Here is a 13,528-nt window from a genome sequence, read left to right as displayed (position 1 = left end):
CTTCAGCGGCGTGGTCTGTCCTCGTCGAATCAGTAGCGGACCCTGAGACTTGCACTGATGGACCTGGGACTGCCGTATTGGGCCCCTTGCCGCAAAGTCGTGATGTATGACTTGTCGAACAGATTGTTCAAGTTCAGCACCAGGGACATCTTCGGCGAAATTTTGTAGTTCGCCATCAGGTCCACCACGCTGTAAGCCGGCTGCTCGAGGCGATCGTCTGGCGTCCCCAAGATCCTGTCATTGTTCGGGCCCGCACCATCCCGGTAGGTGCTGCTTTGCCAGCGTACACCACCGCCCAGCGTCAGTTGCGCCCACTGGCCCGGCAGGCGATACGTTGTGAACAGCTTGAACGTATTGCGCGCGCTGTTCGTCAACGCTGCATTGCCGTTGGCATCGCGAACAGTGTTGTGTCCAATGCCTGCCTGGATCTGCCATCCGGGCTGCAGTTCTCCCGCAATTTCGGCTTCAATACCCGTTGCCACCGCTCCGGGAATACCGACATACACCGGCTGGCCGTTGAATGTCTCATCGGTGCTCTCGCCCAGATTATTTTGCTTGACGCGATAGACCGCCATCGTGGTGTTGAGTTTCTTGTCGTAGAACTCCCCTTTCAGGCCGGCCTCATAAGCGCTGCCATCCACCGGGCCGATCAAATCACCACGTGCATCACGATAGTTCTGCGGCGTGAAAATATCGGTATAGCTCGCATACACCGAGTAATGGGTATTGAGGTCCAGCACGGCACCGACGTAGGACGTCAATACGTTGTTGTGCTTGTATGCCGTCGTGGTGACGGTATTGGGGGTCACATTGCGCGTCGTGGAAGAGTTGTCTGTCGACCAGTTTCTGACCCGGGTTCCGAGAATGACCGAGAGCGCATCGGTCGGACGCAGGCGAAGCGCGCCATAGGCGTTTTTCTCACGCGTATGCAGCACGGTCGTATCCACCCAGACGCGCTCGGTCTGTGCCAGTGACGGGACACCGGCTGCTTCTGCAAAGAAATTGGTCGGCGAGTACCCGTCCCAGTCGTAGTACGCGTCGGTCGTCAGGGTGGAGTCGACCGTACCGGCACCGAACATGGCTTCGTGCCTGCGCCCCAGCAGATCAAACGGGCCCGAGACATTCAGCCGCCAGCTGTCGCGCCGCGTGTCATCCAGATACGCATCACGCCAGCCGGTTCTGCCACTGCCGTTGCGGTCAGGGTAGCCGTCCCATGTCAAGCCGGTGAGCGTGCTGTCGCTTTGCTGGTTCGAATAGGAGAGCTTGGCGATCCATCCCGAATCCAGATGATGTTCCAGGTCAGCCCCTAGAAACGTACTCTTTGAATGCCAGCGCGACCACGACGGCACCTGTGACCAGGTGCGTGGAAGATCGATACGCGTACCGTCGCGGTAGAACATCGGCACGGCACCGTTGAACGGCATGCCGTTGACGGTGTTGTCCATGTGGTTGGCGCTCACCGAAAGCGTCGTTGCCGACGTGATGTCTGCCTCCACCACGGCGAACACGGATTTCTTGTCACGGTTGTAGCGGTCGACATGGGAGTCGGCCTTTTCGTCGACCATCGCCACACGGCCGCGTACGCTTGCGGCTTCATTGAGGGGGCCGGATATATCCCCTTCCAGGCGCCGCAGGTTCCACGTGCCCAGCGTTGCCTGCGCCGTGGCCTGCAACTCTTTTGTGGGCCTCTTGCGTACCATGTTGACGGACGCCGAGGGCGAGCCCGCGCCGCGCATCAGGCCAGTGGCGCCCTTGACGATCTCCACACGGTCAAACGCCACCATATCCATTTGGCTTTGGTAGAGCAGCTCATAGGCACCGGCCGCATGACTGGACATCGGCATGCCGTCCACCAGGAAACTGTCGACACCAAAACCGCGGGAAAAAATGCTGAAGCGCTCGCTGTCGGCCTGTTCAAAGTTGATCCCGGGTGTCTGCTTGAGCACGGCAGGCAGGTTGTACAACGCCTGGTCTTCGATCTGTGCACGTGTGAACACAGTGATGGACTGCGGTGTCTCTCGCAGCGACAGGCCCAGGCCTGTCGCCAGAGTGCTAGTGCCGACGGCGGTATAGCTGCCCGTGCCTTCTGTGGTGCCGTCGTTGTACACGGTCTGTGCGGCCACGCGCACTTCCGCCAGGCTTGGCACCGTGGTGGCTGTGGCCGCGGCCACCACCGGAGCGCTGCGCAGCGTGTAGGCACCGCCCTCACGCGCCACGGCTTGCAGGCCGGTGCCGGCCAGCAACTGTGCCAAGGCCTGCGTGATGCTGTATGTGCCTTGCAGGCCCGGGGTGCGCAGGTTGTTGGCTTGGTCCGGAGTGAACGCCAACGTGATGTCTGATTGGCCGGCGAACGTCGACAGTGCCGGCCCCAGAGGGCCCGCGGCGATGCTGTAGCTGCGCACGGCAGCCGGGCTGCCGGATTGCTGCGCATGAGCAACTGGCGGCGCGAGCGCCACGGCGCCTGCCGTGGCGGCAAGCCAGGTGGCCAGGGCCACGGGGCGCAGCGCGCCTATGGTCAAGCTTGATGTGAGAGATGTCTTCATGCGGTCGGTCACTTCCTTCGGTGAATGCAAGCCCCCTTGATTGGGGCGATCCACCACTTGCCGAACAGCGCAGTGCAAAAGTGCCAACCGCCAGCAAAAAAATTCAGGAAGCGTTCGACGCGGCATTGCCGCGCGGCGTGACCATGACCCACCAGCGGGTGCGCAGCGTCACATCCACGGGCAAGATTTCCTGCACCGTGGCCAGCACGTAATCGGTATCGGCCAACTGGAAGCCGCCGGAGATCAGCAGTCCCGCCACCTCCGGTGCGCAGCGGATCACGCCAGGGCGATAGCGCGAGAGTTCGGCCAGGAAATCGGCGAGCCGCATGCCGTCGGCATAGAGCACGCCCTGCAGCCATCCGGGTTCTCCATCGGGCGCGCTGCCGGGCAGCGCGAAATGGGGCTGGACCGCACCCACCCCATCCTGGGTGATATGCGCATGCTGGCCCGCGCCCACGATGACTCTGGCGCCGCCATTGTGCGGCGACGCCTCCACACGATGCTCCAGTACGGTCAGCAGGGTGTCCTGCGCCGACGGCAGGCGCACCAGAAACCGTGTGCCCAGCGCGCGCAGGCGGCTTTGCGGTGTATCGACGACGAAGGGCCGATCGGCGCTGTCGGGCGCGGTGCGCACATGGATTTCGCCACGCTGCAGACGCACCAGCCGCAGGCTGTCGCTCCACACTACGTCCACGGCGCTGTCGGTGTTGAGGGTCAGGCGGCTGCCGTCGGTCAGCACGATTTCGCGGCGTTCGCCCTTCGCGGTGGCATAGTCGGCGACCCAGCCTTGCCATGGCGCATGCCGCCATCCCGACCACATGGCGGGAACGGCGACACCCAGTGCCGCCAGGGTACGTATCAGAGCGCGGCGGTTGACGCTGGTCGCCTGGCGCGAAAGCACCGGCATGCCCAGCGCGGGCGGCACCGAGCCGAAGTCGCGCGCCAGGCGCTCGGCTTTCTGCCATGCCCTTTCATGTGCAGGATCGGCGGCGCGCCAGTGGTTGCAGGCGGCCACATCGTCGGGGCCGGCCTGGCCCGAATGCAGTCGCACCAGCCACTGTGCGGCGGCACGGATGACGGTGGCGTCGGAGGAGGTCGTTGCCATGGCCGAAGACTTCAATCCATGAGCGTCAGGCACAGCTCGAATCCTTGCCCCATATAGCGCTTGACCGTGCGTTCGCTGATGCCTGTCTGCTTGGCGATCTCGGCATAGCCCAGGCCCTGCAGTTGTGAAAGCAGAAACACTTGCCTGGCCTTGGGCGCGAGGCTGCTGAGCATGTCGTCGAGTCGCTGCAAGGTCTGGAGCATGGACAGCGTATCTTCCGGCGATGGCGCGAGGTCCTGCGGCAAGATCGCCAGCGTGTCCAGCCAGGCCTGCTCCAGCGTGCGCCGTCGCCAGTGGTCATTCAGCAGACCACGTGCCACCGTGGCGAGATACGCGCGCGGCTCGCGCAACTCGGGCAGTACATCGGCTTTGAGCACCACGCGCAAAAAGGTGTCGTGCGCCATGTCCGCCGCGCCGTCCCGGCATTGGAGCTTGCGGCGCAGCAGCGCGACAAGCCAGCCGTGGTGCTCCTGGTAGAGAAGACCCACAGGGTGGTCGGGCAGACCGATGGCGACGTGAGGGGAGGCGGGCATGGGGTGGCTTGGATTTGCCAAATGAGAATTAATCGTATTTTACTGTGCATGCATCGCTTCATGCGATGAGCAACCATCGGCAGGCAGACAAAGGACGACTGCAATGCTTGCCGTCGGTGATCAGATCAAGGGTGGCGATCAGGCCTCCACGCCCGGAGAAAACGAAAGCAGAGTGACTTGCCGCAGAAGCTCAGTCGCCTGGCGCATTCCGACGCGCTTTGCACTGTTGTCTGGGGTGAAGCATCCCGGCACACAGCCTCGCATAGGAGAACTGGCAGTCACAGGGGGGGGGCCCAGATGTCCTTGAGCTTCAGCGGTGCTTTCTGTCCAGCGAGCTTTCTCTTGTTTCAAGGGCAGCGGACGGGACTCGGGCTGGACTTGAGGCAGCAGTCTCCAGGGGGCCTGCGGGCCTAGAGCGGGGGGGGGGGAAGTCACTGATCTTTCGTTTTACGCAGTCGCCAGGTCATTGTTTTGCATGGGCACTTGTCCAAAATGCGGCTGCTGCTCAAATTCGGGGGGACGTCGGATGCATGCGAGCAAAGGTCTGGAGTTTCCAGTGGTGGCAGTCGCCGGGATTGGCCAAATGCCCCGTGACGGCGAAGATCCGGCAGACGAGGCCAAGTTGTTCTATGTGGCCGCAACCCGGGCGACACAGAAGCTGGTGCTAACCGTCGCAGGGACGGGAGCCTTTGCGAAGGCGCTGATTGCAGCGCCGCAATAGACGATGGATGGTGCACTGATTGGCGGCTTGCCGCTCGGTCGTCTCAAAGCAGGCTGTTGGTTTTCTGAAGCCGTTCAAGGTTTCAATCCTCCGACGGGAAGAGTCACCAGAAGAACGGCCGGATTGGCTACGACCAGGCCCACGCCTGCAGCCATGTAAATCGGCGAAAGCAGCCGCATGGCGTCGGCGCTGCCTTGGGAATCCATCACTTCGACTTGATAGCGCTTGCTCAGTGCCATCGCGCTGGCGGGCGTCGTATCCTGGCGTGGTACATAGCGGTTGCCCACCATGAAGGCGGTGTAGTAGATGAGGCCGTCTTGCGTTTCACCATAGCCCAGCTTCCTGGCCTGGGCCTTATCCTGCGCAGTCGCTTCCGGCGCCAATTGGAGCCTGACGTAACCGGCGGTCTTGCCCCCCGCACCGACATTGAAAGGCCTGATCATCTCGGCGGTCAGGTGGCGACGGAAGCCGGCACTCAACGACGACGCCATGATCGAATCGGTTTCAAAAATGTAGTGATATTGGTCGCCGAGCACCACGAACATGCTCGAATCCGATGACATGCCCAGCGTTGAGAACGTCTCGGTGTAATGTCGGGTGCGCGCGCACGCCGAAAGAATTATGACGAGCACCCCAATAGTCAGTGCGCGAAGCAGCGTTGGTATGGTCATCGTTTGTAGCATCGGCATTTTCGCCAACACGGAAAGCAGACGTTCGTTGAACTGGATTGTATCGACCGTGGAATTTCCAGCGGTGCCGCTGAGTTGGGCGTTCCGCAGCAGCAGCAACACCCGACCCAGGGTTTCCCCTGCTGACGTGGAAAATGCTTGGAATATAGTTATGAAATATATCTATTTCCAGCCAGGTGAATGGCCTGGCCTTAGTGCCTGACAGCCATTCCCGCGACCACGAAAGCCATGCCATGAACCACCAAGATCTGGTCGCCATCGACTTCCATACCCATGCCGAAGTCAGCTGCCGCAACCCGTTCGACAACTACGGCGAGGAGTTCGATCGCGCGGCCGACAAGTACTTCGGCAGTTCGGCGCGGCCGACGATTGCCGAGACTGTGGCGTATTACCGCGAGCGCAAGCTGGGGCTGGTGATGTTCACCGTGGATGCCGAGTCGCAGATGGGGCGTCGGCGCATTCCCAACGAGGAGATCGCCGAAGCCGCGCGCGCCAACAGCGACATGATGGTGGCGTTCGCCAGTGTCGATCCGCACAAGGGCAAGATGGGCGCGCGCGAAGCCGAGCGGCTGATCAAGGAGGAGGGTGTCAAGGGCTTCAAGTTCCATCCCACCGTGCAGGGCTACGATCCCTACGACCGCATGGCCTGGCCGATCTATGAAGTGATCAATGCGCACAAGCTGCCCGCGATCTTTCACACGGGCCACAGCGGCATTGGCAGCGGCATGCGCTGCGGCGGCGGGCTGCGGCTGTCGTACAGCAACCCGATGCTGCTCGACAACGTGGCCGTCGATTTTGGTGACATGCAGATCGTCATGGCCCACCCCAGCTTTCCGTGGCAGGACGAGGCGCTGTCGGTGGCGATGCACAAGCCCAATGTCTGGATCGATCTGTCGGGCTGGAGCCCCAAGTACTTTCCCAAGCAGCTGGTGCAGTACGCGAACACGCTGCTCAAGGACCGCGTGCTGTTCGGCAGCGACTTTCCGCTGATCACGCCCGAGCGCTGGATGAAAGACTTCGAAGTCGCTGGTTTCAAGCCTGAAGTCATGCCCGGCATCTTGAAGGGCAATGCCGTGCGCCTGCTGGGTTTCGACAAGGCCTGACGCGCAGCGGGGCGCTGCCCCGGGGGCCTGCCTTGCGCAGGCGTTACCATCGCGCTCATGTCTGAGACGCCTGCGCTTCGCGAACCCCCTCCGCCCGCGGCCCATGGGCTGCCGCTCGACGCCGACAGCATCCTGGCGCTCGCGGCGCGCTCGATGTTCCATCTGTTCTCGAGCATGAGCCAGGGCATGTTCCTGGCCGATCGTTCGGGGCGCGTGGTCTGGGTCAACGAAGGCTATCGGCGCTTTCTGCCGGCGCTGGGTGTGGCCTCGGTCGACGACTTCCTCGGGCATATGGTCGAGGAGGTGATTCCCAACACGCAGATGCGCCGCGTGCTCGAGACCGGCCAGCCGGTGCTGATCGATCTGCTCACAAACCAGGCCGGCACGTTCGTCGTCAGCCGGCTGCCGCTGCATGACGACGCAGGCCTGGTGATAGGCGCGATCGGCATCGTGCTGTTCGATCACCCCGAGACCACGCTGCAGCCGCTGATCAGCAAGTTCGCGCGCCTGCAGCGCGACCTCGACGATGCACGCCGCGAACTCGCCGCGCAGCGCGGCCGCGCGCTGGCCCAGGCCGGCGCCGGGCTGCGCCAGGCCAAGCATACGTTCGCGAGCTTTGTCGGCGCGAGTCCTGCCGCCACCGAAGTCAAACGCCAGGCGCGGCGTGCCGCGCAGTCTTCGAGCCCGGTGCTGCTGCTGGGCGAGACCGGCACGGGCAAGGAGCTGCTGGCGCATGCGATTCATGCCGCCTCGCCGCGCGCCGCGGGCCCGTTCGTGGGGCTCAATATCGCGGCCATTCCCGATACGCTGCTGGAAGCCGAATTCTTTGGCGTCGCGCCCGGCGCCTACACCGGCGCCGACCGGCGCGGGCGCGACGGCAAGTTCAAGCTGGCCGATGGCGGCACGCTGTTTCTCGACGAGATCGGCGACATGCCCGCGAGCCTGCAGGCCAAGCTGCTGCGTGCCTTGCAGGAAGGCGAGATCGAGCCTCTGGGCTCGAACCAGCTGCTGCCGCTGAATGTGCGCGTGGTCGCGGCCACGTCGCGTGATCTGCCGGCGATGGTGCGCGCGGGCCAGTTTCGCGAAGACCTGTTCTATCGTCTGCATGTGCTGCCGATTCGCGTGCCGCCGCTGCGCGAGCGCCGCGCCGACATTCCCGCGCTGGTCGAAGTGCTCAGCGACGACATGGGTCTGCGCAACGACATGCCTCCGCCCGAGTGGCATGCCGATGCGCTGGCGCTGCTCGCGGCGCAGGAGTGGCGCGGCAATATCCGCGAACTGCGCAATGTGCTGGAGCAGGCCGCGATGCGCGGCGACAGCGGCGTGGTCGATGCGCGTTTGCTGGGTGAAGTGCTGCGCGCCGCGGGCGTGGAGCCCAAGCCGGCGCTGACCGATTTCGCCGCGGGTCTGCCAGGCACCGACGCATCGCCAGACGACAGCCAGCGCCTGCTGCGGCCCCTGCATGTGCAGGTGGCTGAACTCGAACAGCAGGCGATTGCCGCATCGCTCGCGGCCAATGGCGGCAACAAGCTCGCGACCGCGCGCCAGTTGCAGATTTCGCGTGCCACCTTGTACGCGCGCATCGATCAGACGGCCTGAAAGCGGCTGCTGCACTTTGGTGCAAACCCTGTGTCGAAAACAGACATCTGTCTGAATTTCAGTCGGTTGTTGTTGTCTGGAAAACAGGCATATCGCAGTTTGCCAAGGATGATGCTTATCGCGTGCTGAACGAAATCAAGGGCTTGCGCGTGTGGTGCCCAACGAGTGCAGCCTGGCACAAAGCCTGCTCTGTCTTGTCCACTATTCAAAAGGAGACAAGCACCATGCAACGCCGTACCCTGGTTCATTCCGCCGTTCTCTGTGCGCTGGCTTTGACAGGCGCGCAAGCCGCCCTGGCGCAGTCGGGCGAGATCCGCATTGCCCATGTCTACAGCAAGACCGGCCCGCTCGAAGCCTATGGCAAGCAGACCCAGGCGGGCCTGATGATGGGCCTGGAGTACGCGACCGGCGGCAGCATGACCGTGGCCGGCAAGAAGCTGGTGGTGATAGAGAAGGACGACCAGGGCAAGCCCGATCTGGGCAAGAGCCAGCTGGCGACGGCGTATTCGGACGACAAGGCCGACATCGCGGTCGGCCCCAGCGCTTCGGGCGTGGCGCTGGCGATGCTGCCCGTGGCCGAGGAGTACAAGAAGATCCTGCTGGTCGAGCCCGCGGTGGCCGACTCGATCACGGGCGACAAGTGGAACAAGTACATCTTTCGCACCGGCCGCAATTCGAGCCAGGACGCGATCAGCAATGCCGTGGCGATCGATCGCGCGGGCGTGACGATTGCCACGCTGGCCCAGGACAACGCGTTCGGCCGCGACGGCGTCAAGGCGTTCAAGGACGCGGTGAAGAAGGGCAAGCTGGTGCACGAGGAATACCTGCCGGCCGCGACCACCGACTTCACGGCCGGCGCGCAGCGGCTGATCGACAAGCTCAAGGACCAGCCGGGCAAGAAGATCATCTGGATCGTCTGGGCCGGCGCGGGCAATCCGTTCAAGATCGCCGATCTGGATCTCAAGCGCTATGGCATAGAGATCGCTTCGGGCGGCAATATCCTGCCCGCCATGGCCGCGTACAAGAACCTGCCGGGCATGGAAGGCGCGAGCTACTACTACTTCGGCATACCGAAGAACCCGGTCAATGACGCGCTGGTGTCCATGCACTACAAGCAGTTCAAGACGCCGCCGGACTTCTTCACGGCGGGCGGCTTCTCGGCGGCGATGGCGCTGGTGACCGCGCTCAAGAAGACCAATGGCGACACCAAGTCGAACACGCTGATCAAGGCCATGGAAGGCATGTCGTTCGACACGCCCAAGGGCACGATGACCTTCCGCAAGGAAGACCACCAGGCCATGCAGAGCATGTACCACTTCCGCGTGAAGAACGACCCGGCATTTGCCTGGGGCGTGCCGGAGCTGGTGCGGGAGATCAAGCCTGAGGAAATGCAGATTCCGATTCGGAATGGGCGTTGATTAGGCTGATGGCGTTTTAGGGGCTCGCCCTGAAACGCCCTTCGACAAGCTCAGGGCGAACGGCAGTTGTGATTTAGAAGCACTGCCCTGAAACGCGCTCTATCCGGACCCACCGCCGCCAACGCCTGCCCGCAGGCGTTGCGGCCCGCCACATCCTTTTTATGCTTGAAACCCAGAACCTGACGATTCGTTTTGGCGGCCATGTGGCCGTCAACGATGTGAGCTGCCGCTTTGCGCCGGGCACGCTCACGGCCATCGTCGGCCCCAATGGCGCGGGCAAGACGACGTTCTTCAATCTGATCTCGGGCCAGCTCAAGGCCACGGCCGGGCGCGTGCTGCTCGGTGACCGGGAGCTGACGGGGCTTGCGCCTTCGGCGCGCACGCATGCGGGGCTGGGCCGGGCGTTCCAGCTCACCAATCTGTTTCCGAATCTGAGCGTGCTGGAAAACGTGCGGCTCGCGGTGCAGGCGCGGCTGCCGGGCAAGCATAGGCGCGGGCTCAATCTGTGGAGCATCTGGAGCGACCACGGCCAGCTCACGGCGCGTGCCCAGGAAGTGCTGGAGCAGGTGGCGCTGTGGCCGCGGCGCGCCGAGCCCGTGGCCAGCCTGCCGCATGGCGATCAGCGCAAGCTCGAAGTCGCGCTGCTGATGGCGCTGGAGCCCGAGGTCTACATGTTCGACGAACCCACGGCCGGCATGGGCCATGACGAGGCGCCGGTGATTCTCGATCTGATACGCGACCTGAAAGCCGACCGCAGCAAGATCATTCTGCTGGTCGAACACAAGATGGACGTGGTGCGCGAACTCGCCGACCGCATCATCGTGCTGACGAACGGCACGCTGGTGGCCGACGGCCTGCCGGCCGAAGTCATGGCTTCGCCCGTGGTGCAGCAGGCTTACCTGGGCATAGCGCCGCAAGAGGAGGCCGCATGAATTCCACCGCTTCCATGCTGTCCCTGCGCGGCGTGCACACGCATATCGGCGCGTACCACATCCTGCACGGCGTCGATCTCGAAGTGCCGCGCGGCGAACTCACCATGCTGCTGGGGCGCAACGGCGCGGGCAAGACCACGACGCTGCGCACCATCATGGGCCTGTGGCAGGCGTCGCAGGGCAGCGTGCAGCTCGACGGCCAGGACATCACGCGCCTGGCCACGCCCGCCATCGCCCAGCGCAGCGTGGCCTATGTGCCCGAAAACATGGGGATTTTTGCCGACTTGAGTGTCAAGGAAAACCTGCTGCTGGCCGCGCGCCAGGCGAGCCACGCGGCGCAGATGGACGAGGCGCGGCTGCAGTGGATCTTCGGCCTGTTTCCGGCCGTGGAGAAGTTCTGGAACCACCCCGCGGGCAAGCTGTCGGGTGGGCAAAAGCAGATGGTGGCCGTGGCGCGCGCCATCGTCGAGCCGCGCGATCTGCTGATCATCGACGAGCCCAGCAAGGGCCTGGCGCCGGCCATCATCCAGAACATGATCGCGGCGTTCGAGCAGCTCAAGGCCGCGGGCGTGACGATCCTGCTGGTCGAGCAGAACCTGGCCTTCGCCACGCGCCTGGGCGACAGCGTGGCCGTGATGGACAACGGCCGCGTGGTGCACGCGGGCCGCATGGCCGATCTCGCGGCCGATACCGCCTTGCAGCAATCGCTGCTGGGTCTGGCGCTGTGACGCGCGGCAAGGAGCACACATGAATCTCAAGGAACTGGACTGGAAACCGCTGGCGCTGGTGCCGGCATTGGCGCTGGTTACGCTGCCGCTCGTGGGCTCGCCCAGCACCTGGCTCACGCTCACCGTGGCCGGGCTGGCGATGGGCATGATCATCTTCATCATCGCTTCGGGCCTGACGCTGGTGTTCGGCCTGATGGACGTGCTGAACTTCGGCCATGGCGTGTTCATCGCGCTGGGCGCCTTCGTCGCGGCCAGCGTGCTCGGCGCGATGGGCGATTACACGGGCTCGGCCGACCTATGGCGCAACCTGCTGGCCGTGCTGCCTGCCATGCTGATCGCGATGCTCGTCGCCGCGGCCGTGGGACTGGCCTTCGAGCGCTTCATCGTGCGGCCCGTGTATGGCCAGCACCTCAAGCAGATCCTGATCACCATGGGCGGAATGATCATCGGCGAGGAGCTGATCAAGGTCATCTGGGGCCCGCAGCAGATTCCGCTGCCGCTGCCCGAAGGCATGCGCGGCGCCTGGCTGCTGGGCGATGCGGCCGTGGAGAAATACCGCGTGGTCGCGGTGCTGGTAGGCCTGGCGGTGTTCGCCGCGCTGGCCTACACGCTGGCGCGCACCAAGGTCGGCCTGCTGATTCGCGCGGGCGTGCAGGACCGCGAAATGGTGGAAGCCCTGGGCTACCGCATTCGGCGGCTGTTCGTGGGCGTGTTCGTCGTCGGCTCGGCGCTTGCGGGCCTGGGCGGCGTGATGTGGGGGCTGTACCAGCAGAACGTGATTCCGCAGATGGGCGCGCAGGTGAATGTGCTGATCTTCATCGTGATCATCATCGGCGGCCTGGGCTCCACGGGCGGGGCGCTGATAGGCGCGCTGCTGGTCGGGCTGATGGCCAACTACACCGGCTTTCTGGTGCCCAAGGTGGCGCTGTTCTCGAACATCGCGCTGATGGTCGCCATCCTGCTGTGGCGGCCCCAGGGCGTGTACCCGGTCGCCAACCGTTGAACCAGGAGTCACAAGCATGTTGAACCGATTGCTTTCCGGCGATATGCCGCGCAGCCGACCGCTGGCGGTGATTCTGCTCGCCATTCTGGTGGGCCTGGCGGTGGCGCCATTTCTGTTTCCCGGCGTCAAGGCGCTGAACGTCGCCGCCAAGGTGCTGATCTTCGTGGTGCTGGTCGCGAGCTTCGATCTGCTGCTGGGCTATACCGGCATCGTGAGCTTTGCCCACACCATGTTCTTTGGCATAGGCGCGTACGGCGTGGCGATCGCCGCGGGCCGGCTGGGCCCGACGTGGAGCGCGCTGGCGCTGGGCATAGGCTGCGCGCTGCTGCTCAGCCTGCTGCTGTCGCTGGCCGTGGGGCTGTTCTCGCTGCGCGTGCGCGCTATCTTCTTCGCGATGATCACGCTGGCCGTGGCCGCGGCGTTCCAGACGCTGGCTTCGCAATTGTCGGAGTGGACCGGCGGCGAAGACGGGCTCACGTTCAAGCTGCCCGAGTGGCTGTCACCGAGCTTCGAGCCGTTCGACAGCGAGTTCCTGGGCCGCATGATCGACGGCAAGCTCATCACTTACTACCTGCTGTTCGTCGTCGCGCTGGTGTTGATCCTGGCGCTGCTGCGCATCGTCAATTCGCCGTTCGGGCGCGTGCTGCAGGCGATTCGCGAGAACGAGTTTCGCGCCGAGGCGCTGGGCTACCGCGTCGTGGTCTACCGCACCTTGTCGAGCGTGCTGTCGGCGCTGTTCGCCTGCCTTGCGGGCGCGATGCTCGCGCTCTGGCTGCGCTACAACGGGCCCGAGACGTCGCTGTCGTTCGAGATCATGATGGACTGTCTGCTGATCGTGGTCATAGGCGGCATGGGCACGATCTACGGCAGCGCGATAGGCGCGGTGCTGTTTCTGATCGCGCAGAGCTATCTGCAAGACCTGCTGCGCATGGGCAGCGAAGCCGCAGCAGGCCTGCCCTGGCTGGCTGCGCTATTGAGCCCCGACCGCTGGCTGCTGTGGCTGGGCGTGCTGTTCGTGCTGTCGGTCTATTACTTTCCCACGGGCATCGTCGGGCGCCTGCGCGCCGCGGCGCTGCGCAGGAGCGCGCCATGAACAATGCAGCAACCCGGCTCGAATGCGCGATTCCCTCGGCCGACGAGCAGGCCGGCTGGGC

The 13,528-nt window shown here is 64.1% G+C and carries 11 protein-coding genes and 1 pseudogene; 8 read left to right on the top strand and 4 right to left on the bottom strand.

The genetic code is table 11. The features are described from left to right. Positions 1-29: 29 nt before the first annotated feature. The 3 genes from KHY18_RS09785 to KHY18_RS09775 all read right to left on the bottom strand — a co-directional run bounded on the left by KHY18_RS09785 (position 30) and on the right by KHY18_RS09775 (position 4,181). Positions 30-2,543, bottom strand: coding sequence for a TonB-dependent siderophore receptor (locus tag KHY18_RS09785; RefSeq protein WP_213298669.1), 2,514 nt, complete (start codon positions 2,541-2,543; stop codon positions 30-32). Positions 2,544-2,646: 103 nt separating this feature from the next. Further along, positions 2,647-3,648, bottom strand: coding sequence for a FecR domain-containing protein (locus KHY18_RS09780; RefSeq protein WP_213298666.1), 1,002 nt, complete (start codon positions 3,646-3,648; stop codon positions 2,647-2,649). 11 nt (positions 3,649-3,659) lie between these two features. Beyond that, positions 3,660-4,181, bottom strand: a complete 522-nt coding sequence (locus KHY18_RS09775; RefSeq protein ID WP_213298662.1) for a sigma-70 family RNA polymerase sigma factor — start codon at positions 4,179-4,181, stop codon at positions 3,660-3,662. Positions 4,182-4,707: 526 nt separating this feature from the next. Here KHY18_RS09775 and KHY18_RS09770 point away from each other — a divergent pair. Next, a pseudogene (locus KHY18_RS09770) lies at positions 4,708-4,902 on the top strand (3'-5' exonuclease); the annotation flags it as partial. A 74-nt stretch (positions 4,903-4,976) separates the two neighbouring features. On the opposite strand, the gene KHY18_RS09765 reads toward KHY18_RS09770, so the two are convergent. After that, positions 4,977-5,693, bottom strand: a complete 717-nt coding sequence (locus KHY18_RS09765; RefSeq protein WP_349630268.1) for a hypothetical protein — start codon at positions 5,691-5,693, stop codon at positions 4,977-4,979. Positions 5,694-5,824: 131 nt separating this feature from the next. On the opposite strand from KHY18_RS09765, the gene KHY18_RS09760 reads away from it, so the two are divergent. From KHY18_RS09760 to KHY18_RS09730, 7 genes are all read left to right on the top strand, one after another. Further along, complete coding sequence (locus KHY18_RS09760) at positions 5,825-6,694, top strand: amidohydrolase family protein (RefSeq protein ID WP_213298659.1); 870 nt, start codon at positions 5,825-5,827, stop codon at positions 6,692-6,694. Positions 6,695-6,751: 57 nt separating this feature from the next. After that, positions 6,752-8,293 carry a sigma-54 interaction domain-containing protein gene (locus KHY18_RS09755; RefSeq protein ID WP_213298656.1) on the top strand — a complete coding sequence of 514 codons (1,542 nt, stop codon included), beginning with the start codon at positions 6,752-6,754 and terminating at the stop codon, positions 8,291-8,293. A gap of 224 nt (positions 8,294-8,517) precedes the next feature. Further along, positions 8,518-9,711: a substrate-binding domain-containing protein gene (locus KHY18_RS09750; RefSeq protein ID WP_213298653.1), complete on the top strand. Its 1,194-nt coding sequence runs from the start codon at positions 8,518-8,520 to the stop codon at positions 9,709-9,711. Between the two features lie 161 nt (positions 9,712-9,872). Further along, positions 9,873-10,643, top strand: a complete 771-nt coding sequence (locus tag KHY18_RS09745) for an ABC transporter ATP-binding protein (protein WP_213298650.1) — start codon at positions 9,873-9,875, stop codon at positions 10,641-10,643. Further along, positions 10,640-11,371: an ABC transporter ATP-binding protein gene (locus tag KHY18_RS09740; protein WP_213298647.1), complete on the top strand. Its 732-nt coding sequence runs from the start codon at positions 10,640-10,642 to the stop codon at positions 11,369-11,371. The genes KHY18_RS09745 and KHY18_RS09740 overlap by 4 nt, the downstream gene beginning before the upstream one ends. 19 nt (positions 11,372-11,390) lie before the next feature. Further along, positions 11,391-12,374: a branched-chain amino acid ABC transporter permease gene (locus tag KHY18_RS09735; RefSeq protein ID WP_213298644.1), complete on the top strand. Its 984-nt coding sequence runs from the start codon at positions 11,391-11,393 to the stop codon at positions 12,372-12,374. Between the two features lie 16 nt (positions 12,375-12,390). Then, positions 12,391-13,467, top strand: a complete 1,077-nt coding sequence (locus KHY18_RS09730; RefSeq protein WP_213298641.1) for a branched-chain amino acid ABC transporter permease — start codon at positions 12,391-12,393, stop codon at positions 13,465-13,467. The last annotated feature ends 61 nt before the right edge of the window (positions 13,468-13,528 follow it).

The sequence above is a fragment of the Acidovorax sp. CCYZU-2555 genome (assembly GCF_018413525.1).
Lineage (GTDB): Bacteria > Pseudomonadota > Gammaproteobacteria > Burkholderiales > Burkholderiaceae_C > Comamonas.
This window is presented reverse-complemented; position numbering and strand designations above follow the sequence as displayed.

Excerpts from the sequence above, each read along its gene's own strand:
- KHY18_RS09780 (WP_213298666.1), bottom strand. The coding sequence starts at position 3,648 with ATGGCAACGACCTCCTCCGACGCCACCGTCATCCGTGCCGCCGCACAG.
- KHY18_RS09760 (WP_213298659.1), top strand. The coding sequence starts at position 5,825 with ATGAACCACCAAGATCTGGTCGCCATCGACTTCCATACCCATGCCGAA.
- KHY18_RS09740 (WP_213298647.1), top strand. The coding sequence starts at position 10,640 with ATGAATTCCACCGCTTCCATGCTGTCCCTGCGCGGCGTGCACACGCAT.
- KHY18_RS09785 (WP_213298669.1), bottom strand. The coding sequence starts at position 2,543 with ATGAAGACATCTCTCACATCAAGCTTGACCATAGGCGCGCTGCGCCCC.
- KHY18_RS09750 (WP_213298653.1), top strand. The coding sequence starts at position 8,518 with ATGCAACGCCGTACCCTGGTTCATTCCGCCGTTCTCTGTGCGCTGGCT.
- KHY18_RS09755 (WP_213298656.1), top strand. The coding sequence starts at position 6,752 with ATGTCTGAGACGCCTGCGCTTCGCGAACCCCCTCCGCCCGCGGCCCAT.
- KHY18_RS09735 (WP_213298644.1), top strand. The coding sequence starts at position 11,391 with ATGAATCTCAAGGAACTGGACTGGAAACCGCTGGCGCTGGTGCCGGCA.
- KHY18_RS09775 (WP_213298662.1), bottom strand. The coding sequence starts at position 4,181 with ATGCCCGCCTCCCCTCACGTCGCCATCGGTCTGCCCGACCACCCTGTG.
- KHY18_RS09730 (WP_213298641.1), top strand. The coding sequence starts at position 12,391 with ATGTTGAACCGATTGCTTTCCGGCGATATGCCGCGCAGCCGACCGCTG.
- KHY18_RS09745 (WP_213298650.1), top strand. The coding sequence starts at position 9,873 with ATGCTTGAAACCCAGAACCTGACGATTCGTTTTGGCGGCCATGTGGCC.